This is a genomic window from Chloroflexus aurantiacus J-10-fl (assembly GCF_000018865.1).
GTDB classification, from domain to species: domain Bacteria; phylum Chloroflexota; class Chloroflexia; order Chloroflexales; family Chloroflexaceae; genus Chloroflexus; species Chloroflexus aurantiacus.
Map to the genome: position 1 here is coordinate 3,524,150 of NC_010175.1, position 26,970 is coordinate 3,551,119.

Below are 26,970 nucleotides of genomic sequence, written 5' to 3' on the forward strand. Positions count from 1 at the left end.
CTTCAAGGCGTCCCCTTATGCCCCTCCCGCGTTCGCCGTGTCTCCTGTATGGCAATGTGAACAGGTACATGCATCGTCAGTAGGGGCGGGTTCTTTCCGCCTCTTCCATGTTCGCCGCGTCTCCTGTATAGCAATGTGAACAGGTACATGCATCGTCAGTAGGGGCGGGTTCCTTCCGTCCCTCCCGCGTTCGTCACGTCTCATATATGGCAATGTGAACAGTAGGGGCGGGTTCTGAACCCGCCCCTACGGAACCCTCCCATCCGTATCATGAATCCTCACGGATTGTTGCGAAGCGTGCGGATCGTCACGCTTCACCGCATATCCGGTGAAGACGAAAACCACTTCGCCGCCAGCTCAGCCCCGGTGCGAGTGTAGTGTTGTAACACCCGATTTCCCCATCATTACTTCACGTCACGGACACCGCGCACCAGATCGAGTAGTGCAGCCCGGTCACCGCTATCTACGTCCCACACCCACAATGTTGTTGGATAACGCTGACTTTGGGTCTGCGGGCCACGCGGACCGGCATCGGCCCCATTCACCGCAGCGTAGAAGAGCTGCCCATTACGTACCACAACAGCGCCGATTCCGCCCAGACTCTGACCGGTGGCCAGCAATTCACTGCGCTGAAGGCCACGCCAGCGGTAGAGCTGATAGTCCTGCACCAGATCGCTGGCACATAGCGTTGTCAGGTATAGCAACCGCCCTTCCTGGTCCCATCCTAACGGTCGTGTCCAGAAGGGTCCTTCGCGCAGTGGTTGGGGCGGGATGGGTTCTGGCGTTGCCGTTGGGATCGCAGTAGCGGTTGGTGTCGCGGTTGGCGGCTGGGGTGTGACGGTGCCGGTCGGTGTCGCGGTTGGCGTGGCAGTTGCTGTAGCGGTTGGAGGCACAGTCGGTGTGGCCGTGGGTGCCGGTAAGGTCACACGCTGCGTACCGATCCGCTCGACCAGTTGCCCTGCGCTATCAAGGATCAACAGATCGGCACCTGGATCATCAGCGCGCAATGCCTCTACCGCAACGTATTCCCCGTTGGGGCTGGCGATCAATGCTCCAAAGCCACGGTACCGCACCACAAGGCGCTCATCAGTCAACAGTTCAGCACCCACATCGCGAACTTCCCCGGTCGGCAGACGCAAGAAGAGCGCACTGCGGCCATCGGGAGCTTCAGCGCGGTACACCAACCGTCCCCCGCTGAGCCACTGCGGCATGAACCGGCTCCATTCGTCGAGTGCAGCCTCTACCCGCTCTGGTTCACCACCGCTCACCGGTACGGTATAAATTGTCCATTGGGTCGGAATTGCGCCGGTTTCATCAACCGCAAACGCAATCGTGGCACCATCCGGGCTAAAGACCGGATCGGCGCAACTCACCCCTACCTGAGCCAGCGGTTGCGCCTCGCCTCCGGCGCGTGGCAACAGCCAGAGCGTCGAAGGCACGGCCAGCACTGCATCAGCCGGATCGAGTCCCGGCTCGGCGCGACAGAATGCCAGATAGTCACCACCCGGACTGACTGCCAGATGAGTTTCTGTTTCAGCCGAGTCGGTAATATTCACCGCACCGGCCAGTCGACGGGTCATGCCATCACCGACAGTGGAGAATGCCAGATCAAGTTGCCAGACATCACCATCGAACAGGAAGTAGAGCGGTTCGAGCGAAGCTGGTGCACTACCAGATGGCACTCGCAACGTATCACTGGCTACGCCAAACGTAGCTGAACGCGCAACGGCCACTGACAACCGGTTCTGGGCCAGCGTCACCCGAAATGGCACCGGTTCAGCAAGCGGCACCAGCATGGTTGCCCCCACGTCAGCCTGGGGATCGACCACCAGCAATGCCTGGGTAATCGTGCGGGTATTTGTAAATGACACCGTTTGTGAAACTGGCGACGCTGCAAAGCGGTCATCACGCAACCAGCCCGCCAGTTCAATCCGCAGAGCATACGGAGCGTTAAGCATTGTAGCAGCCGGCACGATGCGGGCATCAGCTACGGTCAGACAACTGACTGTCGCGCTCAGCGGAGCCGAACCCTGGCTCAGATCAAAGATGAGGTCAAGCTGCTCAAAAGCCGGATTCCCGCTCGTTCGCACCTCTTGCAACGCTGCCGAGAAGCGACCGGTAGTCAAACCAACGGTTTGGGTACAGTAGCCAAAGCCGGTTAATGCCGGATTCGGTGTTGGCGTTGGTGGCAATGGTGTCACCGTTGGCGTAGCTGTTGCGGTAGCCGTTGGTGTTGGGCCGAATGTCGGCGTCGCAGTGGGTGTGGCAGTTGCCGTAGCAGTAGCGGTAGCCGTTGGTGTCGCCGAAGGCGTACCGGCAATGATTGTCTCGATATTTGCAATTTGCTCTCCCTCACCCACAGGGATCAGATCGCATCCCACCAGGACTATAGCGAACAGGATAACCAGCAGGCAAGGATGCACAACACGGAAACGCCCCACAAACGTCTCCTCATGCTCCACCCGATCAGCGACCGGATGCAGCGCTGATCAACAACCAAATGAGTCGTACACTACCCATTCGGTAACATAACCTTGATCCAACCCCGGCGCATTGCATAAACCACAGCCTGGGTTCGATCATTCACAGCCAGCTTGCGCAAAATCGACGAAATGTGATTCTTGACAGTCTGGTTACTGATATCAAGCCGGGCCGCGATCTCACGATTGGTATGTCCGGCTGCTACCAGTTCCAGCACTTCTAGCTCTCGCGCTGATAGTGGTGAAAAGATGGTCTGTATATCATCATCACCGACCATCTGCCGAAATGCCTCCAGAACTGTAGCAGCCACTTCGGGTGAAGCCAATACCAGATCGTTGATCGGATACTCGCCACGTCGCACCTGACGCAGCGTGCCGAGCAGATCGGCAAATTCAATATTCGGTGGCACACATGCCGCTACGCCGGCACGAATGGCCTTCACCACAAACGCGCCACTCTGTACCGGCCCAAACAGTACGATGGCAATGTGAGGATGACTTCGCTTGATAACCCGCGCTACCTCTAACCCGTTTACACCTGGCAAATCGGTATCCATCAGCACCAGATCGGGATCAACCTGATCCACTAACTGGATAGCCTGTTGACCATTGCTGGCTTCACCAACCACTGAAAATCCAGGCGTTGACGACAGGGCAAGGCGCAAACCATCTCGAAAGAGAGAGACAGTATGCACAATTATCAGCGTTGTCACACTCACGGGTAACTCCTCCACCGATTTGTTGATGTCGGCTCTGCCACCGATACCATCTATCGCATACTCATTGGCATCACAATATGAATGTACCCGTCTTGACCGACCGGCTTAAACACTGCCGGACTTTGCGCACTCTGCATTTCAAAGGCGATCTGATTGGAGTGTACTGCTGCAATCGCATCGGCCAGGAATCTGACATTGAGCGCAATAACACCGCCTTCACCGGTCACACTGCCATCAAGTTCACTGGTATTATCACCCAACTCAGCAGCATTTGCACTGATCACAACCCGTCCCGGTGCTAATTCACTTGCCGGTTCAATCTTCAGCTTCACCACATTCTGGCTACTGCCGGCGAAGAATGATGCCAGCTTGACCGCCTTCGCCAGTTCACTGTTATCAAGAACCATGCGTGTCAGGTACTGCTGCGGGATAATCCGCTCGAAATCAGGAAATCTTCCTTCTATTAAACGTGATACGACTTCAATATTTTCGGTGTGGAAGAGCACGTGGCTGCCCCCTGGCGTATAGACCATTGCCACTTCTGCGTCCGTATCACCAATAATCCGGGCCAATTCGCTCAATGTACGCGCCGGGATCAGGCAATCAACCGCGTGCGCAACCGGAGCAGACAACTGAATTGTTCGCATCGCCAGACGGAAGCCATCCGCCGCAACCAGCGTGACTTGCTGATCGCGCGTGCGTACCAGCACCCCGGTCAGGATCGGACGCGACTCATCAGTGGCAGCCGCAAACGCCACCTGATCAATCGCCTCTTGCCATACCTCAGCCGGTAGTGATACCAGCGGCGTTTGTGCGCTAACAGTTGGTAGCGAAGGAAATTCGTCAGCATCCACCCCTTTAATATTGCTCACGAAACGCCCGCACTCAACACGTAAGGTCTGGGTTTTCTGATCGAGGCTTAGTGTTACCTTATCATTTGGCAGGCCGCCGACCACATCAGTTAATAATTTGGCCGGTACGGCTACTGCACCGTCGCGAGTAATCGTAGCGCTGATCCAGCGATTAATACCTACCTCCAGATTGGTAGCCGTCAACTTCAGCCGACCTTCATCGGTGGCAAGGAGTATATTCGCCAACACTGGCAGAGTGCTCTTACCGGCGACGGCATGGCCAACTGCGGCCAGACCACGCTTTAAATCTTCCTGCATGCATGTGAGCTTCATTGTCGCTCCTTGAAAAGACAACCTCAATCACGGCATACGAACGCCGCCCTTGATCCGGGTGTGGCGCATTATAGCATATTGCGCTAACCAATGACAGCGTATCAGTAGCTATTATCCCATAACGCAGCGCCATGTAGCGCCCACTTCATTTCTCCCGACTATCAGTCGGCACATAACCAGGGACGTGATTCCTGTGCAGGCAAATACCCTGGCCTGCCCCACCCGGTGATACGGTGTGATCAGGCTGCAACATGCACAGTAGTCTCTGAACAAGGGTTTGCGCGTGCTATTGGAAAATGAGCAGGTATGCCTGCGCATCACATAACCGTGCAGATGGTGTGCATTCCGGGAACAGAGACCTTGACTTTTTTCAGAGCCGTGGTACCGTTCATAAGGGAAGAGTTTTTATATTTTGATGATTGACACAGCGATGGTTAACAGAAAGGATTATTCTATGGTCGTTGCAACCCGTCGCTTTGAATTTTCGGCAGCTCATCGCTACTGGCGCGATGATTGGAGTGCGGAAGAAAATGAGCGCGTCTTCGGGCCGTACACCAGCCCATACGGTCATGGGCATAACTATACACTCGATGTCAGCATTACCGGTGAGCTTGACGAGCGCACCGGGATGGTGATGAATATGACCGAACTGAAGGCTATCGTGAATGAGGTGCTCGAAGAGTTTGACCACAAGCACCTCAATTACGATACACCTTACTTTCGCGATCAAGTGCCCACGACCGAGAATCTGGTGCGCGTACTCTGGCGTTTAATTGCAGCCCGCCTGCCTGCCCATGCGCGCCTGAAGCATCTCCGCCTCTATGAACAGCCCGATCTGTGGGCCGAATACGATGGTGTTGGTGAGACCCAATTTGCTCGCCTGTACACCTTCGCCGCTGCCCATCGTCTGCATGCACCAGCCTTGAGTGATGAGGAGAATCTGGCTATTTATGGCAAATGCAATAATCCTAATGGTCACGGTCACAACTATACGCTAGAGGTTACGGTACAGGGGCCGATTGATCCGGCAACCGGTATGCTGGTCGATCTGGAGTGGCTTGACCGCACGGTACACTCGGTCATCGACCGATTGCATCTGCGCCACCTGGATCGTGAGATTCCGGCTTTTGCCGACCGCCCATCGACCGCTGAGAATATCATCGTTTACCTCTGGAATGAACTTGCGCCGCTCCTTGAAGGTCGCCTGGCGCTCTTGCGCTTGTGGGAGACCCGCAAGAACATCTTTAGCTATGCCGGTCCGTCGGTCATTCCCGCCTGATGGCACGTAATCCTGTGTTTCGTCGCCGAACGCGCACGTCGCGTTGTTCGTGCCTGTAATGGAGAACACATCTATGTCTAGTAATGGTAACGGCTATCACCACCCAACTCCTGAGCTTGATGAGGAGCACTACGAGAGTTTGATCATCCCCGGTCGAGGGAAACTTGAAGGTATGTCATTTAACGCCGATCCTCGGATTGAGGAGGCGGTACGGACAATTCTGGCTGCTATTGGTGAGGTTCCGGATCGCGAAGGGTTGCAGAAGACACCGTCACGAGTGGCCAAGATGTATGCCGAACTGACGGCAGGTTACCACATTGATCCGCAGGCGTTGATCAACGGTGCTGTCTTCAGCGTGGCCTACGATGAGATGGTATTGGTCACCAACATCGACTACTACAGTCTCTGTGAACACCACATGCTGCCATTCTTTGGTCAGGTTCACGTGGCCTATATCCCCAATGGCAAAGTTGTCGGTCTAAGTAAGATACCACGCATCGTTGAGATGTTTGCCCGGCGCTTGCAAGTGCAGGAACGGATGACGGTGCAGATCGCAGACTTCATCAATGCCACCCTTGAACCTGCCGGTGTCGCAGTCGTGGCCGAAGGCATTCACATGTGTGGCGTCATGCGCGGTGTCAAGAAGGCCAATGCCCGCATGGTAACCTCGGCAATGCGGGGCGTGTTCCGCGAAGACCCCAAGACGAGGGCCGAGTTTATGGCGCATATTAACCGGGTGAATAATCGTCAGGAATGAGTCTTTCGCACGCACCTGCACACGACAGCTATTTGCGCTTATCTGCCAGCGCCATGTCCGGGAACCCGGCAGTGTAGCCGATAGGCGATAACAACGTTGAGTCTGCTGTTTCAGCGAAACAGTCTCTTCGCTAGCCTGAAGCGCAAGTGGCTGTCGTCTATTGCAACAGGACAAGAGAATATGCGTACCATTCTGATTACCGGTGCTTCACGCGGTATCGGTGCAGCTACAGCACTTGCATTGGCCGGGCCTGACACTCGTTTAACGCTGGCGGCGCGTGATCGTACTGCCCTCGAAGCGGTTGCCCGACAGGCTACTGCGGCTGGTGCCCAATGCCTTGTCGTACCGTGTGATGTCACCGATCCAGCCCAGGTTGCCCCAACCGTTGCTCAGGCTGCTGGAGAAGGGACACTTGATGTTGTGGTGCATAGTGTTGGTGGGGCTTTGGTAGCACCGCTGGCCGACATTGAACTTCCCGCCTGGGAAGAACACATGCGGACTCAGCTCACCAGTCTCTTCCTGGTTGCGAAAGCGACTACAGCCCGCATGGATCGCGGTAGCCTATTCATCAATATTGCCTCAGTTGCCGCTCGCCAGGCATTCCCAGGCTGGTCGGCATATGTAGCCGCTAAACACGGCGCACTTGGCTTTATGGCTGCCATCCGTGAAGAGCTGCGCCCACGCGGTATTCGTGTCTGTTCGATCCTACCCGCCGCCACCGATACCGCGATTTGGGATGCCATACCCGGTGACTGGTCGCGTACCAATATGCTACAACCGGGCGATGTTGCTGCGGTCATTGCCGCCCTTGTTGCACTTCCACCATACGCGACGGTTGAGGATTTGACGATTGGTCATGTCGCAGGGCGATTGTGAGGTGTGGCTGTTTTGTCGAAAAGTTGGGTGATGGTGTATGGGCCGGCATGGCCCACACACCCGATCTGATGCGCAACCAGTGCGGAAGTTGTACTTCCGCACTCCAGCCCATGTGGTAGAGGTATCTCAACGCGCCGAAAGGTTCTCTTCCGTTTCGTACTCACTGCCCGGATGAGATGCCTTCATTCTCCTGTTGTTCACCTTCTTGCTATCCGTTATTGCGCCAACATCTTCTCGCAGCTCAACCCGTTGCGATCTTGACAAACCTCAGCTCTTCGACTAGAATCGAAGAGGTACATCGCCAATGTAGCTCAGTCGGTAGAGCAGCTGTTTCGTAAACAGCCGGTCGCCGGTTCGAGTCCGGCCATTGGCTCCACCCGTTTTGCCATTGCGTTGCGGAGACCCATGATGATGCCAGGCATCACATGGGTCTCAGGCTTTTTTGATCTGACGAACTGGTCTATGGTAATATATACAGGCTGACAACTCACATATCTGCCAGGGTTTGAACAGATACGGGATGGCAATAGCGGTTCTTCGCGAATCCTGAAATGAGTGATGTTCTGAGAGTCTATCCGAAACACCGTATCAGAACAGGTAACAGCAACAAACCGGCTTACCCATTGCATCGACCCTGGCAAGGCTTGTGCGGATAGACGCTCAGAGAGCATCCGCTGCTGGATTTTCCACATTCCCTACCATTGAAATGATTTCACAATGGACTGGATTCGTATTCGCGGTGCGCGTACCCATAATTTAAAGCAGATCGATCTCGATATCCCTCGCGGTAAGCTTGTGGCTATTACCGGTGTTTCTGGTTCAGGAAAAAGCTCTCTGGCATTCGACACCATCTTTGCTGAAGGACAGCGTCGGTATGTCGAAAGCCTGTCAGTGTATGCACGTCAGTTACTCGGCCAGATCGAAAAGCCCGATGTCGATCTGATCGAGGGCCTATCGCCGGCAATTGCCATCGATCAAAAGGGAAGTGCCCGCAATCCACGCTCGACTGTTGGCACCGTCACCGAAATCTACGACTTTTTGCGCCTTCTGTTTGCCCGTATTGGTCAACCGCACTGTCCTCAGTGCCGTTCTCCTTTGCGTCGCTACACACCACAACAAATGGTTGACGTGATAGTCAATCTGCCGGTTGGGCGGCGCGTGTTGTTACTGGCACCGCTTACCGGCGAGAGCGAGAGCGTATTGAGCGAGATTCGCCGTCGTGGTTTTGTGCGCGCCCGTATCGACGGGACTGTCTACGATCTCGATGAACCGGTTCGTCTCGAAAAATACCAGCCACACACCATTGAGGCAATTGTTGATCGTCTCATCATTCGTCAGACCACCGATGGTACTCCGGCACTGGATCGGGTTCGTGTTGCCGACTCGGTAGAAACCGCGCTGAAACTGAGCGGCGGTCAGCTCATCGTACAGGTCATCGACGGCGATGAGTATCTCCTTAGCGAACGCTATACCTGTCCGCAACACGGCCCGCTCGACCTTGGTCAACTCGAACCACGCGACTTCTCATTCAACAGTCCCCAGGGTTCCTGTCCTACGTGTACCGGTCTTGGAATTGTGCCGGAATTTGATCCGGCACTGGTCATACCCGACCGCAGTCTGCCTCTTCTCGAAGCAATTGCACCGTGGCGAGAGGGTGATGCGAATAGTCAGCGCTACTATCGCGATATGGTTCGCTCATTCGCCAACCATTTCGGCATTGATCCGACAGCGCCGGTCAGCTCGCTATCTCCCGAATGTCTGAGCGCCCTGTTGTACGGTACCGGTGGTGAGCCAATCACGTTGCACTATCACGTGAATGGTCAGCCTCGCAGTTTAGAAGCCGAGTTTGAAGGGGTCATTCCCAATCTCCGGCGGCGATTGGCCGGCCAGGGTGCTGACGGAGATTCATCGGTGTTAGAACAGTACACCACACCTCGCGCCTGCCCGGCCTGTGCCGGCACCCGCCTGCGAGCTGAAGTGCGAGCCATTCTGATTGCCGGTCGCTCAATCGCCGATGTACACCAAATGACAATTGGAGAGGCGTTTGCATGGGCATCCTGGCTCTTAGAACAGGCACAACTCTCCCCACGCGACCAGACGATTGCCCGTCCAATCGTGCATGAGATTACGCAACGACTCCGCTTTTTACAAGAAGTGGGACTGGCCTACCTGACGCTGGATCGGACAACCATGACCCTCAGCGGGGGTGAGATGCAGCGTGTACGCCTGGCTACGCAGTTAGGAGCCGGTCTCTCAGGTGTACTCTACGTTCTCGATGAACCGAGTAGCGGTCTACATCCACGTGACCATGACCGTTTGCTGGCTACATTATTTCATTTGCGTGATCTCGGTAATAGCCTTGTTGTTGTCGAACATGACGAAGCAACGATCCGCGCTGCTGACTGGATTGTTGACATCGGGCCAGGAGCTGGCCCACGTGGTGGCGAAGTTGTGGTCAATGGCAGCCTGCCCGACTTATTGCAAAACCCACGCTCATTGACCGGACAATACCTGAGTGGTCAGCGGCGCATTCCTCTACCTGCGCAGCGCCGCCAACCCAATGGCCGATGGCTGGAGTTGCGTGGCTGTCGGGCCAACAACCTCAAAAACATCGACGTCCGCATTCCGCTTGGCTGCTTCGTCGTGGTCAGTGGTGTCAGCGGCAGTGGCAAGAGTAGCCTGATCGGTGACACCCTGGCACCGCGTCTGAGCCAACTGCTGCATGGCGGCAAAACACGGGCCGGCGAACACGATGCCCTGCTGGGGATTGAGCATCTGGAACGGGTTGTCGTAGTCGACCAAAGCCCTATCGGACGTACTCCCCGGTCAAATCCGGCGACATACAGCCGGATCTTTGACACCATTCGCCAACTGTTTGCGGCTACCAACGAGGCCAAAGCCCGTGGCTACGATGCAGCTCGCTTCAGTTTCAACGTCAAAGGTGGTCGTTGCGAACATTGTGCCGGTGAAGGGTTAATTCAGGTTGAAATGCAATTTCTCCCAGATCTGTTCGTGCCCTGTGACGTTTGCCACGGAACGCGGTATAATCGAGAAACACTGGATATTCGTTATCGTGGCCTCAATATTGCCGAGGTGCTCGACTTAACCATTGCGGACGCACTAGACTTCTTTGCCCGTGTGCCGACAATTGCCGAACGGCTTCAGACATTGCACGACGTCGGTCTCGATTATCTCAAACTAGGGCAACCGGCCCCCACCCTGAGCGGCGGCGAAGCCCAACGGATTAAACTCGCTGCTGAACTTAGCCGACGAAGCAATGGGCACACACTCTACATTCTTGATGAACCAACAACCGGTTTGCACCTTGCTGACATTGATCGTCTCCTGTTTGTCCTGCAACGTCTGGTTGACGCCGGTAATACAGTGCTCGTAATTGAACATCAACTTGATCTGATTGCTGCTGCCGATTGGGTGATTGAATTAGGTCCAGAGGGAGGTGAGCGGGGCGGTTATCTGATAGGTGCTGGTCCGCCAGAAACCATTGCCGCCATTCCTGTTTCGCCGACAGGCGCATATTTGCGGCAAAAACTGGCTTTCTAATCAGGCAGATGCATTAATCCGAATGTAATCTCTAAATCTTGTGTCTACAGGAGCTACAACCTATAGTACAAACAGACGATGAACCCATCCGCGCCGGCAACGGCAGAAAGGACTCGTTCGATGGAGCGGATTATTCTGCGTGATCCAACCCTTATCCCGCCCTTCGCTGAGCCTGCCCGTGAATTGCGGATTCTCAACAAGCCACTCTGGCTCCTGCAGCGCGATCTGTTGAAGGTGTACGGTAAAAAAGCAACTGAAATTGACCATTTGGCCGAAGTCGCTGACATACCGGCCCACGATGAGCGTTTGATCTACCGCGACAACCTCTTTTTCAATGCGGAACTGATCAACACCTTCATTCAGGAAGCCCGTGCACGTGGCACACCGGCCCAGATTGCCTTCAAGGCGACCAATCCGGCAACCGGGCAGAAGGGCGATCCCAGCATCGAGCGCCACGCTACCCAGCTTTCCCGCCATATTCGCCGTGAAGGTGACTATTATGTTGCCGATCTCTACTACCTCCCTGCGGGGAGTAACGACCTCTCACAGGCACAACCACTCGTGATCGATACACTCAGCCACGAGATGGGCTATTACCGCATTCCGAGTTATATGGCCCACAAGGGCGATTTGACCTACCAGATTCCAATTCGGGCTTTCGTCTCTATCGAAAGCTGGCTGCATGTCTTGATGGCGAATGTTCTGATGGGCGTCTTCTCGTGGGCAGCAGCTCTCGATGTCAGGATGAGCAAGGCACGCCTGCACAACATTCTGCGCTGGACGGCGGAAGACTGGCGGCTCTTCCCAGGCAAAATCGCCTTTGCGCTGAAAGCCTTCTGGGAGAAGATCAATCCGCTGGAAGAGCAGTGGCGCAACCACTTCCTGGCTTCACGTGCGCTGGTGAAGGTAGGAAAACGCTGTTCGATTGACCCAACTGCCATCATCCATGGCCCAACGGTTATCGGTGACGATGTCTACATCGGGCCAGGCGTGGTAATAGCGAACAGCTATATTGGTAATAACGTGAACATTATGCAGGGATCACAAATCATGCTCAGCGTGGTTAGTGATCGTTGCTTCCTGCCATTCAATGCCGGCCTGTTCATGACGACACTGATGGAAAACAGCATGGTTGCCCAGAACAGCACGCTGCAACTCTGTGTTGTCGGGCGCAATACCTTCATCGGTGCCAACAACGTGTTCACCGACTTCAATCTGCAAGGTGAACCGATTAAAGTCATCCACGAAGGTGTCCCGGTCGAGGTGAATATGCCGGTACTCGGTTCAGCGGTCGGACACAACGTGAAATTAGGGAGCGGATTTGTCATCTATCCTGGTCGCATGATAGAATCAAATGCTGTTATAATCTTTGACAACGAACAAAATCTGATCCGGAAGACCGTAGCCGGTCATGACCTGAACGACATCGATGAAGCAACCGGAGAACCGCGACGGATTATTTACCACTGGCCAAACGTCTATTATGATCCGGCTCGACCAGATGTCAATTCACCATCAGAGGGTGATTCGCCGGTACGGATGAGTTCGCTTCGTTCCAATCAGTCTGCCGGGAATGGCCGCCTGCCCGATCACATCAGTGCGAGCCAGCGGTTATAGCCGCCGTTTCGCGAGGAGAAATCGCTGTGAGCAAAGAACGAATCCTCGTCGTTGAGGACCAGCCAGACATCTCCAGCCTGTTGAAAATCTACTTCACTGCTCAGGGGTATGAAGTCTACACTGCTCTACGCGGTCAACAGGCACTTGAGATTTGCAGCAAAACGCCACCAAATCTGGCCCTGCTCGATGTCAATCTCCCGGATATGGAGGGGTATGACGTTGGACGTGCCCTTCGCGCCAGCCCACGTACCCGCCATATTCCAATCATCTTCCTGACAGCGCGTGGTGAACGACGTGATCGGCTGATCGGATTGGGTGAAGTACAGGCTCAGTATTACATCGTTAAACCCTTCGATATCGAAGAGGTGCACACGATTGTCAAGAACCAGCTCGAAGAGGCACGTCGCCGTAATCAGTTGCATCCGGTAACCAATCTACCAACGGCTGAGTTGCTGAATGACCAGCTTCGTCAGCTCCTGGTGGCACCGCGCTGGGCACTGATCAATGTTCATATCAATGGGTTTGAGACGTTTACGAACGTGTACGGCGCGGTGGTTGGCGAAGATGTGCTGCGCTTCGTTGCCCTGATGCTGAACGAAGTGGTGAGTGAGCTGGGTGGTAACGAAGAATTTGTTGGTCAACAATCGGTTGGTCAGTCGTTCATGATCACGACGCTTCCTGAACGAAGCCACGCTATCTGTGAACGCATCATTGCTCGCTTTGATGAAGAGATCGGTTTGCATTATAACTATCGGCATCGTAAACAGGGTTATATCGAGTTTGTTGACGACACCGGTGAAACCCGCCAGGCACCGTTAATGTCGCTCTCCATTGGGGTTCTGACCCAGGATGATGGCCCATTTGCCGACATTCGCGAGCTGAGTGAAGTGGCTGAGGAGGTGCGCCAGCGGGCACTCATTCAAGCCCGTGAGCAAGGTAAACGCAGCTTTGCTATCTATGGTCGCTCCTGATCAGGGGCCGGCATCCATTACCAAATGTCGATCTGCGTCTCGTTTATGCATGCGAAGTAGTCCTCAGAGCAGAATAGACACGCCAGCAGGAGCGATAGTGTTACTATGAGTACGACGGTCACCGGAGCACCGACACAGGGTTGGGAGTTACTTGCCCAGTTAGCCCTGCACAGCCAACGCCCCCTCGGCCAGACCGAGCCGGTAGCGCTGTGTCATTTGATCGGTGAACTGCTCGAACGTCACCTCGGCGTTGGTGGACGTCTGGCATTACTTGCCAACGAACAAGAGATCGCCAGTGTAAGCTGGGGTGAAACGCCGATCAATGGTCACGCACTTGAATTGCGTGACTCATCCCAGCTTTACGGACGATTAACGCTGGCGGCTGTCTTCGAGCCGGCATTTACCACAGCACTTGTTACGCAAATTACGACCCTGCTGGCAGTCTGGCAACGTGCGCGCCTGAGTGAGCGTATCGAGCAACTGCGCGCGCTGGGGTATGCGACGCTGGAAAATATCGGCGTCGGCGATATGAGTGTCGCACTGGAGCAGTTGTGCCGCCAGGCATGTACACTCTTACCGGCGAAGGCTCTGGCTCTCTACTGGTTCAACTTCAATGAGCAAATACTGACCAGAGCGGTAAGCAGTGCCGGGGACTCCATCTTCCCGCCACAACTGGCAATCGCCGATAACGAAACCATCGCGCAAACGGTAACGTTTCAAACCACCCAACAGGGAATGTGGCGGAGTCGTACCCAGCGTCGCGGGGCATCCTCCACATGGCCACTTCTGGTCGAACCGCTAACCGTCGGGGTTGAGCTGGTTGGTTTGCTGTTACTTCTCGATCCCGGCCCGGAGGCGGCTTACACCATTCAATCGCTGGCACGACCATTAGCTCTGTTACTACACGCGACAGCTCTGCAACAGCACGAAAGTCGTCATGCACGCGAGCTGTTCGTCCTTTACGAAAATAGCCTTGAAATTGGTTCAAGTCTGGCCATTGAGGAGACCATTGCACGTGCTACTGAAAACATGGCCGTAGCACTGCATGCCGATTTCGGGGCAGTTTATCTTTCTCACCCTGACCAGCCCGGTACTGTTCAGACCATTACCATCTACAGCGAACGTCATGTCGAGACAGATTATCAAGACTCGATCCCCCTCACCCCTGCCTTGCAGCAGTTGAGTGAGCGGAATGAACCGACCCTGATCTCTGACACTGCCGATGCTGCGCAAACCAATCCGATAACCGCCCACGCAGTGGCAGCCGGCTGTCATAGCGTATGGCTGGTACCGTTGCGCAGTAAAGAGCAGATGGTTGGATTTCTGGCAATTGGATATGCCGCAGCCGGCTACGTGCTCGACCAGATCGAACGCAATCTGTTGCAGGTGCTGAGCGCTCAGATTGCGACTACGGTGCAAAACCGTCGGCTGTACGATGCTGCCCAGCAGCGGGCCGGTGAATTGGAGCGTTTACAACAGATTAATCAGCTTCTCGCTGCCGACCTGTCACTTGAAGAGACGCTTGAAGCAACGTTGACCGGTGCGGCGAAGCTGGTTCATTTCAGCGGTGGCCGGATCACCCTCTTCGATGAGCGTAACCAGCGTCTACGGGTTGCCTATCAGCAACACCTGCGTTGTCAGGTGGGTGATGAAAGTGACACCCTTAGCTCCTGGTTGATTCGTCATCAACGTCTGCTGCGAATTGATGATCTAAGTCGGCCACCAGCCTGGCTTGGTGCCCTCGATGACATCAGTGGGCTGACGTTGAATGGCAATCTCCGTGCACGAAGCTATCTCGGAATTCCTTTACGTAGTGGTAACACGCTGCTCGGTACCCTTGAACTGGTTTCAACTCAGGTAAACAATTTCAATGCCGAAGATGAACGCCTGATCGGTATTTTAGCCGGTCAGTCGGCACGGGCAATTGCGAATGCCAACCGGTTTGCCCAGGTAGACAGTAGCTTGCGACAACGGATTGAGCAATTACGTGCCCTGCAGCGCATCGGTAGCCAACTGGCAATCACGCTCAATCAGGATGAAATTCTGGCATTTGTGCTCGAACAGGCGCTGCGTGCAACTGGTGCCAGCCATGGCCTGATTGCATTACGAGTGGCGGCGAATCATACATACGCTGTATCGGGTGAATGGTTACCACGGCTGGCTGAAGATGATCTGGAAACCGAGAGCTATACTTTTGTTATTGTCGAAGTTATTGGTTATGCTCCACCAATCCGTAGCCAGATATTGGGCAGTCAGCTCGACCATGCCATTTTGACGGCTCAGGAAGCGTTGACGCGCCGCGAGATTGCTCTCAGTGATTATCTGGGCGAACACGAGCGTACCGCTTTGCATTGCCCTACAGCTAATTCGGCGCTGGCAGCACCAATTTTCTACCAGGGTAGTGTGTATGGTCTGGTGTTGCTGATGGCCGAGCAGCCCCGCCATTTCGATTTTGAAGCGAGTGAATTTGTGCGGGCGTTGACGCACCAGGCGGCCATCGGGATCGGTAACGCACAGCATTACCTTGAGCTTGAGCACATGGCGAAAATGCTGCAACGCCGGGCAGACATTCTGAGTGATGTGCTCGAGATCGGTCAGGCTATGCGTGCCGATCAATCACTGTCCAGTTTGCTGGAGCAGATCGGGTACAGCATTATCGAGGCACTTGGTCTGCGCACAGTACTCTTCTGCCTGAGCCGGCTCGACGATCCAAACCGGCTGTATCTGGAGGTGGCTGCCGGGATTCCGCTGGCTGAGCAAGCCAGACTGGCCCAACACCCCATTGATCTGGCCCTGGTAACGCGCTATCTTGATCCTCGTTTCCGCCTGGGGCGAGCCTACTTTGTCCCGGCTGAAGAGGCGCACAAGCTGGAAGCAGGCTTTGATACCGGTATCTTCGATTACCATCCATTCGTAGATGAGCGAGATGCCGACGAATGGCAACTTGATGATCGACTCTGTGTGCCGCTCTATTCAACCGAGGGGATGCTGCTGGGCATCATCTTTGCCAGCGACAACGAAAATCGCCGACGCCCGACTGCCCGTGAAGTAGAGCCACTGGAGATCTTTGCCGATCAGGCTGCGATAGTGATCGAAAACCATCTCTTGCTGCGCGAGGCTCGTGATCGGGCGGAAGAGATGGCGGCACTCTTCCACGTTGGCGCGGCAGCCACTTCGACGACGGATCTCGACATCCTGCTGGAACGGGTCTATCAAGAGATTGTGGCATTCCTCGGTATACCCGACTTCTTCTATCTCGTTAGCTACAACGCTGATCAGAATACTGTCCGCTTTGAACTGTTCAAACAACGCGGCGAATCTGTGGCCGGGTTTGAGAAATATGTTGCCCCCAAAACTGGCCTGATCGCTAAAATCATTGACGAGGGCAACCCCTTACGGATCGATGATCTGCTGGCCAGTGATCTGCGGAATGAAGCGCGTTTCCTGGTGAGCGAGGGGCAGCAGATACGTTCGTGGCTTGGCGTGCCACTGATCAGTCAGGGCGCAGTTATCGGTGTGCTCTCAGTTCAGAGCGAAACGCCGGGTGCTTTCAATGATCGCACGTTGCGCTTCCTGGCGGCATTAGCCAATCAACTGGCGATAGCACTGGAAAATGCCCGTCTGTTTGCTGAACGTGAACAGCGGATCGCTGAACTGAATATTATTAATCGCATCGGGCAGATCATTGCTTCTACCCTTGATCAGCGGCAAATGCTGCGTGATGTGTACAAACACATTCAGGCGTTCCTGAGCCTCGACTCGTTCGTGGCATTTCTGTACGATCCCGAACATGACGAGATGACTCTGTGCTACGAAGTCGATGAGGGTGCAGAGGAATTCACCGATCATCGTCAGCCTCCGACGCCGGGAAGCCTGACCGAGTACATCATCCGCACACGTCAACCGTTGCAATTTGTTGATCTGAGCAAAGAACTGGAGCAATCCGATTTTCGCTTCAAGCCAGTACCGTTTGGATCGGATCGCCGTTCGGCAGCATGGCTTGGCGTACCGTTGCTAATTGGTGACCAGACTGTGGTTGGTGTGCTGGCGGTGATGAGCTATACGCCCGGCATCTACCGAGAGCGTGAGCGCGAATTTCTGATGACCATTGCCAATCAACTGGCGCTCGGTGTTCAGAATGCCCGTTTGCTTGAACAGGCCCAGACCCAGGTTGAGCAGTTAGCCATTCTCAACCGGGTGGCAACTACCACTAACGCCCTGACCGATTTAAAGGCGATCTATCAAGAGATCGTCAACGCCATGGGCGCTATCACCGGCGTTGATCAGGCGCGAATGGTGATCTATGACCGCGCCAGCGGCTATGCACCGGCGGTAGCCGAGTACGTGGATAGTGGATTGCTCGATCAAATACGTATTCAACTCTTTGACAATCCGTCAGTTGACTGGCTGGATCGAGAGAAGCGACCACTCGTCTCGGAAGACGCCCAACATGACCCGTTGTTTGCACCATCGCATCCTATCTTCCGTGAACTGGACATTCGCTCCATCGGGATTATCCCGATCATTTTGAACGACGAAGTAATCGGTGCCGTCGGGTTAGATTTTGTTGGCCGAACTGGAAGCTTCCCGCCACAAATTCTGGAGCTGTGTCAGACGATTGCCAGCCAGACCAGTACTGCGATCGCGCGTGCCCGTGCGACAGCCGAGGCACAGCGCAGTGCCGAGGCGACCCGCCAGAAGGTACGCGAACTTTCCACCCTGCTCGATGCAGCACGTATCTTATCGTCGCTGCTGCGGCCCCAGGAGGTGCTCAATAAACTGATGGAGCTGGTGAGCCGACAGTTGAACGTGACCACAGTCGCTCTCTGGACGATCAGTGAAGGCAATGTACTGACGCCGGCTGCACTTGATGGTATTCCCGCCGAGCAGGGTCGCACTATGCGGGTGCCGATTGGTCAGGGGTTTACCGGACGGGTTGCTGAGACCGGGCAGCCGTTGATTATCGAAGATGTCAATTCACTGGGTGGGTCGCTCTATCCAAATTACCAGCAGCGTAACAACCTTATTTCGTTCATGGGTGTTCCGGTCATCTACCGCGAGCAGATCATTGGTGTGCTCAGTGTGATGACCAATTACCGACGGCAGTTTACCAACGATGAGATGCTGTTACTGGCGGGACTGGCCGACCAGGCCGCAATTGCCCTCGAAAACGCTCGCCTCTTTGAAGAGCGTGAACAGCGAATTTCGGAATTAACAATCATCAATCGCATTAGTGCTGCCGTTAATGCTTCGCTTGATATTTATGAATTGATCGAACGCCTGCATCAAGGTATCGGCGAGATTATCGATACCAGTACCTCTCTGATCGGGTTGTACGATGAGTCAACCAATACGATCAGCTATCCCATCGCGTATGATCGTGGCACGCGGCTCTTCCTAGAACCACGACCGCTAGGTGGTGGAACGAATGGTTGGGTCATTCGCAATCGCCGGCCATTGCTGCTAGGGACGGCTGCGGCTGCGCGGTCTATGGGGCTGGTTGTTGATCAGGGCCGGGTTGGTGATGATCAATGGATCGAGGAGTCCTACCTGGTTGTGCCGATTATTTACGGTGATCAGGTGCTGGGGGTCGTCAACATTCAGAGTTATTCCCAGCATGCGTTTGATGACAATGATCTGCGCTTCGTCACAACGATCACGAATCAGGCCGCAGTAGCCCTCAACAACGCTCGTCTCTTTAGCGAGATTCGCCAAAATGCCAGCGAGATGAGTACGTTGTTCGAGGTATCGCAGAACCTATCGGGAACCCTCGATCCGGATACGATTCAGATGTTGCTGGCCGATGCAGCAGTACGTTTGCTGCGGGCTGAACTGGCAGCCGTGCTGCGCCTTGATCGACGTGGCAACATTGAACGCCAGGTACTGATTGATGGCGTTGAATTTCGGGAAGATCTGTACATCGATTTTCGTCGCGATGGCTTAACTGCCAGCCTTTTGCGTCGCGATCAGCCGATTGCGATCAGTGACCTGGCTGATTTCGATAATGGCGACCATCATGCTCTCAAATTGGGTGTGCGAAGCGCGTTGGGAGTTGCTGTCGGCCCTATCGAAGAACGATTGGCTGTGATTTGGGTAGGGATGCGCACGCCGCATGAATGGACACCACACCAGATTTCATTGCTGTCAATCCTGGCGAATCAGGCCAGTCAGGCGCTCAAGAGCACACAGCTCTTCGCCCTTGAGCAAAAACGGCGGTATCAGGCCGATATGTTGCGCGAAGTTGCCCAGTCATTTACCTCGACGCTGGCGCTGCGCGAAATTCAAACCCTGGTACTCACCCAGTTGCAGCGAATCGTCCGTTACGACCACGCAGCAGTGCTCTTACGCGATGAGGGGTATGGTGATCTGCGGGTGAGTGAAGAACGTGGCTTTGGCGTTACCACATCCCTTGTTAAAAGCATCGTATTGGAGAGTAGTAGCCTGTTCCAGGCTATGGCTATCGATCATCAACCGGTCTTGATAACAAATACGCACCAGGACCCGCGCTTCAACGAGTTGCGACGCTTTGGATGGCAGGATGGTTCGTGGATTGGTGCGCCATTGCTGGTCGATAATGAACTGGTCGGGGTGTTGACTATCAGCACAGGCGAGCCAGATGTCTACGACGAAGAGATGCTGGCTGTGGTCTTCACCATCGCCAGTCAGGCCAGTCAGGCAATCCAGAATGCGCGCCTGTTTGACCAGATCAGCAATCTGGCCGCCGATCTGGATGCCCGGGTTCGTGAGCGGACTGCCGAACTGGAACAGGCGACTCGGCTGCTCTCGGAAGAGAAAGAACGTCTGGAGGCAGTTAACCGGATTACACTGGAATTGACAACGCAGCTTGACCTGAACCTGATTATTCAGCGTGCCCTGGAGTTAACATCCGAGAACCTGGGTGTGGAGCGTGGTTCGCTCATGCTGCGCGATCCGGTAACCGGCGAGTTGTTCTGTCGTGCGGTATTGCATGGGCGTGGGCGGGCCGAAATTGCCAACATCCCGCTACGCTTTGCCGATGGTACTGAAGGACTGGCCGGTTGGATTATCCAGCATCTGGAAGCAGTCAATATTCCCGATGTCAAACACGATCCACGCTGGCTCAAAGAACCCGGACGGGCTGACGATGTGCAATCGGTGGCCGGTGTGCCGCTGCAAACCAGTGATAACGCCATTGGTGTTCTGATCCTGTCCAGCACGCAGCGCCACTATTTCAGTGCTTCACAGATGAACCTGCTCGGTACAGTGGCCAGTGTGATCGCTGCCGCAGTGAATAATGCGCAGCTCTACAACTTCATCAATGATCTGGCACTCCGCAACGCTGTGTTGCTTGAAGAACAGCGCGAAGAGACCTCGAAGAGCGCGGCAGTATTCCGCTCAATGACCGAGGGTGTGATTGTGCTTGATACGCGCCAGCAGATCACCCTCTTCAACCCTGCTGCCGAGCAAGTGTTGGATATACCTGCCAGCCAGGTTCTCAACCAGCCGTTGCAGCAACTGGCCAGCATCGGTGACGATGAGACCAGTCGTCGACGTGCCCAGACGATCTATAACGGGATTGTGCAGGGTCTGCGCCGCATGCGGGAGAGCCAGGGAATCTTTAGTACATCGGTCGATCTCACCGATCCATCGCAGGTTATCGCGGTCAATATTGCGCCGGTACGCGGCCCCGATGGTCAGCATTACGGGGAAGTCGTCGTTCTCCGCGACATCACCCGTGAGATCGAGGCTGATAAAGAGAAGCGGCAGTTCATCTCGGATGTCAGCCACGAATTGCGAACACCGCTCACAGCCATCAAGGGCTATGTTGATGTGTTGCTACTCACCGCCAGTCTGAATCTGACACCGGATCAGATCAACTATCTGACGATTATCAAGAACAATACCAACCGACTGCGCGCATTGATTGAAGACATTCTGGAGTTCTCGCGACCCGACTCGAAGAAGAAGCTCACCTTTACTCAGGTTGAGATTCCAGCGGTGATCGACGAAGTGGTGCAATCGCTGCGGCTCGAATATGAGCGCAAGGGTATGACAGTACGGATTGATGCCCCGCCAACCCTGCCACCGGTCACTGCCGATCAAAAGCGTGTGAGCCAGATCATCTTCAATCTCTTTTCTAACGCGGTGAAATACACCTATGAAGGCGGTTCGATCACCGTGCGCGCCTTCCTCAATCGGGCGAATATGATGCAAATCGAGGTGGAAGACACTGGTGTCGGTATGTCACCTGAACAATTAAAGAAGTTGTTCCGCCCATTCTATCGGGCCGACAATCCACTGCGCGATATAGCCGGTGGTACTGGTTTGGGATTGAGCATTGCCAAACAACTGGTGGAAATGCACGGTGGCGAGATTTGGGTGACGAGTGAATTAGGAAAGGGAAGCACATTTGCTTTTGCCATACCGCTACAGCAAGAGACAAATGGCTCGTACACCGAGGAGGTGGAACTATGAGCGTTATCCACCTCGATAACCGTCTGGCACACTACGAAGTCTTTGGTCGTGGCCAGCCGATCATCTTTCTGCATAGCTGGATCGGTTCGTGGCGCTATTGGGTGCCAATTATGGACATTGCTTCAGAGCGCCATCGCGCCTACGCCTTTGACTTCTGGGGGTTTGGCGAAAGCGACCGCCGTGGCGACCAGTTTACCGTGCCGACGTATGTCGAGATGTTGACTCAATTTATGGATCGTCTTGGTATTGCGCGCGCTACGCTGGTTGGTCACGGCATGGGGGGTATGGTCGCGATCCTCGCTGCTCATCAACACCCTGAGCGATTCAACCGTCTGCTCACCGTCTGTACGCCATTACACGGTCAGGTATTGGCGCAACACATCAAGCCGGGCACACTCTCGCGACTGTTGGGGATGAATACCAGCCAGAATGGCTGGGCACGTATGGTGCGGACATTGCAGGTGGCAGATGCTGAAATTCAGCAGGAGATTGAAGAAGATACGTCGAGCCTGAGTGAGAAGGTATTGTCACAGGTTCACGAGTCGTTGTTAGAGACCGATCTCCGCCCATACATCATCTCCTTGCAGACACCACTGCTGGCGGTCTACGGTGGGAAAGACCCGATTGTCAATGCTGCACATGCCGCATTTCTCAATGAACTGGCGGAGCGTCCGATCCAGTTGCTTGTGCTGCCTAAAGCCAGTCACTTTCCGTTTCTCGAACAGGCAAATACGTTTGGTCGGTTGTTACTCGATTTTCTGGTCTCGCAGGGAACTGCGATTGAGATCAAAGAAGAGTGGCGTCGCCGTGTCAATCAGCGAGAGTATTTGTGATATTTGGGTAGTGAAGACGGGAAGCAGGAGAGGTGACTCTGATACCTTCACCTGCCGATACGCCATCAGGCTGCGGATGACGCTAACACTACGCTTCGACCTCCCCAAGGTGTAATACCAACTCTTGCTATAGAGATATGCCTCTTTCAGGGGGATGCGCCGTACTGAAGTGCCACCGGCGAGGCGCTGGTGTATGATCGCCAGTGCAGAGGTACTGGTTCCACGCATCAGCGCTCAGATGTGGCGGCAGGGTGATGGTGGATAACACGTCGAGCTTGCGCTGCTACCAGATGTGATACGCGATACGTCCTCACCTTAACCCGTCCCGTTGGGAACAGGAATAAACCGTCCAGCGTGTTTTAGCAGTGCATGCGTTCACAGGTGATGACCGCGACGAAGGCGGGCGCTCCCAGGGGGTACCAGCTCTTGCCTGCGGTGCTGCATTGTTCAGAGGTGCAGAATCGGGTAATGATTGGCTGACATGAAATCTTATGACTCCAGAGTTGATGTAAAGAGGGACGGGCGCCACTCCCGTCCCTCTTCTTCTCTACGTACAACCTGCGCAATCAGGCCAGTTCGGCAAGGCGCTCGCGTAGTCGGGCCAGGGCTGCCTGCGCGGCTTCCAGCCCTTCGCGCTCGCGCTGAACGACATGGGGAGGGGCTTTGCTGATAAAACTTTCGTTGTTTAGCCGGGCTGTACGCCGGGCCACATCAGCTTCAGCCTGGGCCAACTCTTTCTGCAAGCGCGCCTGTTCTGCGGCGAGATCGATCATACCGGCCAGCGGCAGGAAGCATTCCACCGAGCCGATTACTATCGAAGCCGCCTGTCGCGGTCTTTCGGCCAGTTCGCTCACGATCACCAGATCACCGGCTGCAACACGGGCCAGTCGGCTAATCAGCGCAGCCTGTGCCTGCAAAAGGTCGACGCGGTCGCCGGCAACGACCGTCGCTGCAACCAGCTTCGCCGGTTCAACTTTGTACTCACTGCGCACGTTGCGAATTGCCACGATCAAGGATTGGACTAATGACCAATCGGCTTCTGCCGCTTCATCACGCATCGCCACCAGCGGTGCCGGCTCTGGATACGTTGCATAGCTGATTGTGCGCAGACCAAGCCCGGCAAACGGTGTAGCCGGTTCAGGATCAGGCCGTTGGTAGGCTTCGGTCAGGTATTGCCAGACCTCTTCGGTGACGAATGGCATGAAGGGGTGGAGCAGGCGCAGGCTACCGTCGAGTACGGTGAACAGCACGCGCCGGGTCAATTCGTTCCGCTGTTCATCACCTTCGAGCTGCACTTTGGCAATCTCGACATACCAGTCGGCAAACTCGCCCCAGAGAAAATCGTGAATCTGGCGACCGGCTTCGCCGAAATTGTAGCCTTCCATCAGGCGATCTACCTCGGCCACCAGATGGGCATAGCGCGAGAGAATCCAGCGGTCGGCCAGGGTGTAGCCTGCGGTCTGGAGCGACTCAGCAGTCACTTTGCTGGACTCGGTGCGCGGCAGGTTGCCGAGCTTGCTGATGACGAAGCGGGTAATGTTCCAGATTTTATTGGCAAAATTGCGTGCCGACTCAATGCGCTGGGGGTTCAGGTTCACGTCCTGACCGGGCGTACCACTGGTCACCAGCGTATACCGTAGCGCATCGGCACCGTACTGCTCAATAATGTCGAGTGGATTGACCACATTACCGAACGACTTCGACATCTTGCGGCCATGCTCATCGCGCACCAGGCCGTGCAGATAGACGGTGTGGAAGGGTGGCTGACCGGTGAAGTAGCAGCCCATCATCATCATTCGGGCCACCCAGAAGAAGAGAATGTCGTACCCGGTCTCCATCACGCTGGTGGGATAGAACCGGCGGTAATCGTCGGTTTCGTCGGGCCAGCCGAGCGTGCTGAACGGCCACAGACCTGAGCTAAACCAGGTGTCGAGGACATCGGGGTCTTGCACACCCTCAGCCGGCGGTGGCTCATCAGGGCCGGGCACCACAATCGAACCATCGGGCATATACCAGACCGGAATCCGATGCCCCCACCAGAGCTGACGCGAGATACACCAATCTTCAATGTTTTCGAGCCAGTGGAAATAGACCTTCTCGAAGCGTTCGGGCACGATCCGCACCCGGCCATCGCGTACCGCAGCAATCGCCAGATCGGCCAGCGGGCGTGTCCGCACAAACCACTGTTCCGAGAGGAGTGGTTCAATGATCTCGCCACCACGCTGGCTGATCCCGACATTCATCTTGTGCGGCTCGGTCTTGACCAGCAGTCCTTCGCGTTCGAGATCGGCGAGGATGGCCTTGCGGCACTCAAAGCGATCCAGACCAACGTAAGGGCCACCGGCCTCGTTGATCGTCGCGTCAGGATTGAGAATATTGATCATCGGCAAGTGATGACGCTTACCGATTTCGTAGTCATTCTTGTCGTGGGCGGGTGTAATCTTGACTGCTCCAGAGCCGAATTCGGGATCAACATACTCATCGGCAATAATCGGCAGCGGACGGGCGAGCGCCGGCAGAATCGCCTCTTTGCCGACCAGATGGGCATAACGCGGATCGCCAGGAGCAACCGCTACCGCTGTATCACCCAGAATCGTCTCAGGGCGTGTGGTTGCTACAGTGATAAACTCCGTCGCGCCAGCCGCCCACTGTCCCGATCCCCAGGGTGCTGTCGGGCCGGCCCAATCTGCCGTGCGAACGGGATAGCGCACGTACCAGATGGAAACGTTGCGCTCCTCGTACTCTACTTCGAGATCGCTAACCGCCGTCTGCAATTTGGGCGACCAGTTGACCAGGTAGGTGCCGCGATAGATCAGGCCATCGTCGTACAACCGTTTGAAGGCGGTATGCACAGCACGGGATAGACCGGGATCGAGCGTAAAGCGCTCGCGCGACCAATCACACGATGCCCCTAACCGACGCAACTGGCGCGTGATCTCACCACCGTACTTCTCTTTCCATTCCCAGGTACGGCGTAAGAACTCTTCTCGACCAACCGCCTGGCGTGAGGTGCCTTCCCGTTCAAGCAGCTTCTCGACCTGCGTCTGAGTAGCGATCCCGGCGTGATCGGTACCGGGCACCCAGAGCGTTTGATAACCCTGCATGCGCCGCCAGCGGATGAGCAGGTCTTCGATGGCGACAAACATCGCGTGGCCGAGATGCAACTCACCGGTCACGTTGGGTGGCGGAATCGAGATTACAAACGGGGGGCGAGGAGCATCATCACGTGGTGCGAAGAGACCATTGCGCTCCCACCATTCATAGAGTCGCTGCTCGACGAGCCGATGCTCGTAGGCTTTATCCATCTCTAACGGACGGGCAGCAGTCGAATCGGTCATATATGCCTCAACAAATAGCAATACGATAACGTCATAATATTGTCAATATTATACCAGTCTTTGCAGAAAGACAGGAATAGACTGGCAGGGGTCAACATTCCCTGATCTCAAGTACAATGGATGCAGAGGAATCTTCAGGACTGACATACCCACTGAGGCGTTATGCAACAACCGCTCATTCAACTCAACAATATTACCAAAGTGTACGTCATGGGAGAAACCGAAGTCCACGCGCTGCGCGGGATTTCGCTGAGTATTCAGCAAGGTGAGATGGTCGCGATTATGGGGCCATCAGGGAGTGGAAAAAGTACGCTGATGAATATCATCGGCTGTCTTGATCGGCCAACATCAGGCGAGTATTTGCTGGAAGGGGTAAATGTTGGTGAGCTAAGTGATGATGAGCTGGCGATCATTCGTAATGAGAAGATCGGGTTTGTCTTTCAGCAGTACATGCTGCTCCAGCGCACAACCGCGCTACGGAATGTTGAACTGCCAATGCTTTATGGCAGAGGGCGGCCTGATCGCCAGGAACGGGCGCGACGTGCATTGGAAGCGGTAGGCATGGGAGACCGGCTCCACCACCGGCCAAACGAGTTATCCGGTGGACAGCAGCAACGGGTAGCCATTGCACGGGCGCTGGTCAACGAGCCACGTATCATCATGGCTGATGAGCCAACCGGTGCTCTTGACACCCGTACCGGCGCAGAGATTATGGGCATCTTTCAGCGGTTGAATGCTGAACAAGGGATTACAGTCATCCTCGTCACCCATGAACACGACGTTGCCCAATACGCCGAGCGCATTATCAGCGTGCGCGATGGTGTGATCGCAGACGACCAGCCGGTTAAACAGCGTGCGATGGTGCGAGGGTAAGGCGGTACATACACTAGTGCGCTGCGGA

The 26,970-nt window shown here is 55.1% G+C and carries 13 protein-coding genes and 1 tRNA gene; 10 read left to right on the plus strand and 4 right to left on the minus strand.

Going from position 1 to position 26,970, the window contains the following annotated elements; genetic code table 11:
- Positions 1–404: 404 nt before the first annotated feature.
- The 3 genes from CAUR_RS13845 to dnaN form a co-directional block, all read right to left on the minus strand.
- Positions 405–2,441, minus strand: coding sequence for a TolB family protein (locus CAUR_RS13845; protein WP_012258496.1), 2,037 nt, complete (start codon positions 2,439–2,441; stop codon positions 405–407).
- A gap of 71 nt (positions 2,442–2,512) precedes the next feature.
- On the minus strand, positions 2,513–3,199 hold the full coding sequence (locus tag CAUR_RS13850) for a LuxR C-terminal-related transcriptional regulator (RefSeq protein WP_012258497.1): 687 nt from the start codon (positions 3,197–3,199) through the stop codon (positions 2,513–2,515).
- Between the two features lie 50 nt (positions 3,200–3,249).
- A complete protein-coding gene (gene dnaN, locus CAUR_RS13855) occupies positions 3,250–4,383 on the minus strand; it encodes a DNA polymerase III subunit beta (protein WP_012258498.1) in 1,134 nt (377 codons plus the stop codon).
- A 454-nt stretch (positions 4,384–4,837) separates the two neighbouring features.
- Between dnaN and CAUR_RS13860 the strand changes: the two genes are divergently transcribed.
- The 9 genes from CAUR_RS13860 (at position 4,838) to CAUR_RS13900 (ending at position 22,731) form a co-directional block, all read left to right on the plus strand.
- Entirely contained in the window at positions 4,838–5,662 is an 825-nt protein-coding gene (locus tag CAUR_RS13860; protein ID WP_012258499.1) for a 6-carboxytetrahydropterin synthase, read from the plus strand.
- 73 nt (positions 5,663–5,735) lie between these two features.
- Positions 5,736–6,419 (plus strand): GTP cyclohydrolase I FolE, encoded by a 684-nt coding sequence (folE, locus tag CAUR_RS13865; RefSeq protein WP_012258500.1) that lies wholly within the window; start codon positions 5,736–5,738, stop codon positions 6,417–6,419.
- A gap of 180 nt (positions 6,420–6,599) precedes the next feature.
- Positions 6,600–7,295, plus strand: coding sequence for an SDR family NAD(P)-dependent oxidoreductase (locus CAUR_RS13870; protein ID WP_012258501.1), 696 nt, complete (start codon positions 6,600–6,602; stop codon positions 7,293–7,295).
- Between the two features lie 300 nt (positions 7,296–7,595).
- Positions 7,596–7,671 (plus strand) — tRNA-Thr (locus tag CAUR_RS13875).
- A 341-nt stretch (positions 7,672–8,012) separates the two neighbouring features.
- Positions 8,013–10,856: an excinuclease ABC subunit UvrA gene (gene uvrA, locus CAUR_RS13880; protein ID WP_012258502.1), complete on the plus strand. Its 2,844-nt coding sequence runs from the start codon at positions 8,013–8,015 to the stop codon at positions 10,854–10,856.
- A gap of 120 nt (positions 10,857–10,976) precedes the next feature.
- Positions 10,977–12,473: a multidrug transporter gene (locus CAUR_RS13885; RefSeq protein WP_012258503.1), complete on the plus strand. Its 1,497-nt coding sequence runs from the start codon at positions 10,977–10,979 to the stop codon at positions 12,471–12,473.
- A 26-nt stretch (positions 12,474–12,499) separates the two neighbouring features.
- Positions 12,500–13,444: a GGDEF domain-containing response regulator gene (locus CAUR_RS13890; protein WP_012258504.1), complete on the plus strand. Its 945-nt coding sequence runs from the start codon at positions 12,500–12,502 to the stop codon at positions 13,442–13,444.
- A 105-nt stretch (positions 13,445–13,549) separates the two neighbouring features.
- Positions 13,550–21,898 carry a GAF domain-containing protein gene (locus CAUR_RS13895; protein ID WP_012258505.1) on the plus strand — a complete coding sequence of 2,783 codons (8,349 nt, stop codon included), beginning with the start codon at positions 13,550–13,552 and terminating at the stop codon, positions 21,896–21,898.
- On the plus strand, positions 21,895–22,731 hold the full coding sequence (locus CAUR_RS13900) for an alpha/beta fold hydrolase (protein ID WP_012258506.1): 837 nt from the start codon (positions 21,895–21,897) through the stop codon (positions 22,729–22,731). The genes CAUR_RS13895 and CAUR_RS13900 overlap by 4 nt, the downstream gene beginning before the upstream one ends.
- Positions 22,732–23,297: 566 nt before the next feature.
- Here CAUR_RS13900 and CAUR_RS13905 read toward each other — a convergent pair.
- Positions 23,298–26,069, minus strand: coding sequence for a valine--tRNA ligase (locus tag CAUR_RS13905; protein WP_012258507.1), 2,772 nt, complete (start codon positions 26,067–26,069; stop codon positions 23,298–23,300).
- 162 nt (positions 26,070–26,231) lie between these two features.
- Here CAUR_RS13905 and CAUR_RS13910 point away from each other — a divergent pair, with 162 nt between their 5' ends.
- Positions 26,232–26,942 carry an ABC transporter ATP-binding protein gene (locus tag CAUR_RS13910; protein WP_012258508.1) on the plus strand — a complete coding sequence of 237 codons (711 nt, stop codon included), beginning with the start codon at positions 26,232–26,234 and terminating at the stop codon, positions 26,940–26,942.
- Positions 26,943–26,970 lie beyond the last annotated feature (28 nt).